The sequence below is a fragment of the Providencia sp. JGM181 genome, from assembly GCF_018257375.1.
GTDB classification, from domain to species: domain Bacteria; phylum Pseudomonadota; class Gammaproteobacteria; order Enterobacterales; family Enterobacteriaceae; genus Providencia; species Providencia lanzhouensis.
This window is the reverse complement of sequence record NZ_JAERJY010000220.1, coordinates 1-3,303: the sequence shown is the minus strand read 5'-3', so window position 1 is coordinate 3,303 and position 3,303 is coordinate 1. Positions and strand designations below refer to the sequence as shown.

Genomic DNA, 3,303 nt, shown 5'->3' with positions numbered 1-3,303 from the left:
ATAAAAATAGTTATCATTAATAAATAAGTGGTTAATAAATTACCATGTCGAACAATATTTGTATAAATGACTATACAAATGAGAACAATAAAAATGATGGCATCCACTCGATGTTTACGTTTTAAGTTAACTTTTAATAGAGTTTTGCCTTTTAGTGTTCCTTGAATAAATTCATCATAGATTGCGTATACAAGCATGATCAAAATGATAATGGCTAAAACGACATCATTTAAGGTCATTTGAGTACCCATGACTAAGTGGACGAATTACCAAGCTTAAAAGTAAAAAAGGGAGGCTGCAACCTCCCTTTTTTATTATTTAACAGAAATTATGGCGCTAAGAAGTTTAACCAAGCACCCAGAATACCTAAACCGAAGAAGCCGATAATGATCCATAAAGCATTCACTTTACGGCGTAACAGCCACATACAGGCGAAGGTCAGCAATAGAGGAACTAATCCAGGCATTAATTGGTCGAGGATCATCTGAACAGTAGTGATATCTTCCACACCCGTGGTTTGGTTTTTGATCCGCGAAACTTCGAGTGGAATGTTGACGTGAGTCCATTTATTGACCAGCGCCCCCATAACAAACAGGCCTAGAATCGATGCTCCTTCTGTCAGTTTTTGCAGGAATCCACCGCCCATATCTTGAACGATATCAATCCCTTTCTTGTAGCCATAGGCCACGCCATAATAGCGAGTTAACAGACGTACAAGGTTAAACAGAACGAAGAACAGTACAGGACCTAACAAGCTACCTGTCATCGCGATACCAGCACCCAGAGCAGCGAATACAGGGCGCACAGTTCCCCAGAAAATTGGGTCACCCACACCGGCCAATGGTCCCATTAGACCGACTTTGATACCGTTGATTGCACCATCGTCGATGTCCGCGCCATTAGCACGTTCTTCTTCCATCGCCATCGTTACACCCAAAATAGGCGCAGCAACGTAAGGATGGGTATTGAAGAACTCTAAGTGACGTTTAATCGCTTGTTTACGGTCATCATTATTTTCTGGGTATAAGCGACGGATCACGGGAACCATTGAGAAACAGAAACCCAGAGCCTGCATACGTTCAAAGTTCCATGAACCTTGGAATAAGTTAGAACGTAAGAAAACCCCACGAATATCGCTTTTTGTCAGCCGTTTTTCAGTAGATTGAGTTTGTTCAACCATTTTTACGTTCCTTCTAGTCTAATTCGTTATCAAGATTGTTGTTACTGTTTGATTGGCTGACAACAACTTGGGATTTGTTGTATTTCGGGCTTAGTTGGATGTACAGAATCGCCATCACAACACCAATCACACCAAGTGCAACAAGGTTGAAGTTAGTAAAGGCCGCAGTCACGAAGCCTAAATAGAAGAACGGCATCAGATAGCCAGCGCGCATCATGTTGATAACCATCGCATAACCGACCACAACAATCATACCACCTGCAATGTTCAAACCGTTGGTAACGACTTCAGGGATAGAGTTCAGTAAGTGCTGGACTTCTGAAGTTCCCACTGAAATTGCGACGATCAGTGCAGGGATTGCGATACGCATTGCTTGCAGTAATAACGCAGAAACGTGGATAATGCTCAGGGAGGTTAAATTACCGGAGACCGCAGCACGGTCAGCGGCGTGTTGGAATGCAACGGTAATAGTACGAACAATGATTGTCAGTACTTGTCCAGCTGCTGCCAGTGGGATAGCCAGTGCAATACCGGCACCGATACTTTGACCACCTGCAATAACCAGAATGGTTGAAATGATGGAGGCTAATGCAGCATCTGGTGCAACGGCCGCACCGATGTTCATCCAACCTAACGCGATCATTTCCAGTGTACCACCGATAATAATACCGGTTTTCATATCACCCAGAACAATACCAATAAGCGTACAGGCAATGAGAGGGCGGTGGAACTGGAATTCATCGAGGATCGATCCCATACCGGCGATACAAGCCACGACGAAGACCATTACTATTTGAACAACGGTAAGTTCCATTGTTTAATCTCCTGTAACCAACAAGTTTCTAAGTCTGTTTTTGAGTAACGGTTCAATAAGAACTAATTTCTAAAACATTATTTTTTGAGTTTATTAATTAAATCCATCATGTGGACTTTACTGTCTGAAGCGACTTTACGAACTTCTAACTCAATATTTTTGTCATTCAGATAATTGAATGCATCGATATCTTTTTGGTTAATTGATACGGCATTGGTGACCATGGTTTTACCTTCGGTATAGGCCATCCCACCAATATTGACCGAGTCAATCTCAACGCCTTGCTCAACAATACGCTGTACATCTGTTGGGTTAGTGAATAACAGCATCACGCGCTCGCCGGAATATTTCGGGTTGTTGTAAACACGGACACATTTGTCTACGTCAACAACGTGGGCGGTAACACCTGGAGGAGCAACTTGTTTCAGTAAGGTAGAGCGAACGGTATCTTTGGCTACTTCATCACTGACAACGATAATGCGTTTAACACGCATCTCTTTTGTCCAGCGAGTCGCCACCTGACCGTGAATTAATCGGTCATCAACACGCGCTAAAGCAATAATCATGTGTTCACCCGGGCCTGCAATAACAGGTTGTGGAGCAGGTGCACTGACCGCTGCGGGCGCAGGAGTTTCTGCAATAACTTCTTTAAACTTGAATGGACGGATGCCACCGCGACCTGTTTCTAGCGCGACGGTGATCAGCTCATCCATGGATGGGTTGTCATCGCGGCACATAAAGGTCTCGACGAGCATTGGGACATTTACGCCTGTAATGATTTCGTAATTGTCATGCTCATTGGCAATGCGTGTAGCAGCATTAAATGGACTACCTCCCCATGTATCAACAAGAAATAGCACACCCGCTGAGGTATCAAGAGTAGTCAGCTTTTGTGTGTATTTTTCAAATAGGGTGTCAGCATTTTCCCCAGGGACAAAGTCAATAAACGAGACGTTTTCTTGCTCGCCTATTAACATCTCGGTGGTTCGGAGTAGCTGTTCAGCAGCAACTCCGTGGGTACCAATCATAATAGCTATACTCACTATTTTTCCCTCTTAACAGATAAATCGAAACATCATTGACGATAGAATAGAAGTTAGAAACTGGACTCCTTCTCTATGTGTTTCCCCTGCACCTTAAATAGTAGCTGAATAAATTCAAACTAAGTGGCTAGCTAATAATTAGTTAAGTGCAATTATTAGCTGAATGGTCAGTCTGATCATATCACTAGGATTAATCTAAAAAACTTGTTTCGCGTCAGAAAAATAAAAACAGATCCAAATATTACTGATAAATAAACCTATAACTC

General features: G+C 42.6%; 4 protein-coding genes. All 4 read right to left on the bottom strand.

Annotated elements, in window-relative coordinates; translation table 11 throughout:
* Nucleotides 1-239, bottom strand: a 239-nt coding sequence (locus JK188_RS16855; RefSeq protein WP_211888682.1) for a DUF986 family protein, incomplete at its 3' end; no start/stop codon positions are given.
* Nucleotides 240-328: 89 nt separating this feature from the next.
* Nucleotides 329-1,180 (bottom strand): PTS mannose transporter subunit IID, encoded by an 852-nt coding sequence (locus JK188_RS16850; RefSeq protein WP_036953376.1) that lies wholly within the window; start codon nt 1,178-1,180, stop codon nt 329-331.
* 13 nt (nt 1,181-1,193) lie between these two features.
* Nucleotides 1,194-1,994, bottom strand: coding sequence for a PTS mannose/fructose/sorbose transporter subunit IIC (locus JK188_RS16845; RefSeq protein WP_036953378.1), 801 nt, complete (start codon nt 1,992-1,994; stop codon nt 1,194-1,196).
* A gap of 77 nt (nt 1,995-2,071) precedes the next feature.
* Complete coding sequence (gene manX / locus JK188_RS16840; RefSeq protein WP_207910772.1) at nt 2,072-3,037, bottom strand: PTS mannose transporter subunit IIAB; 966 nt, start codon at nt 3,035-3,037, stop codon at nt 2,072-2,074.
* Nucleotides 3,038-3,303 lie beyond the last annotated feature (266 nt).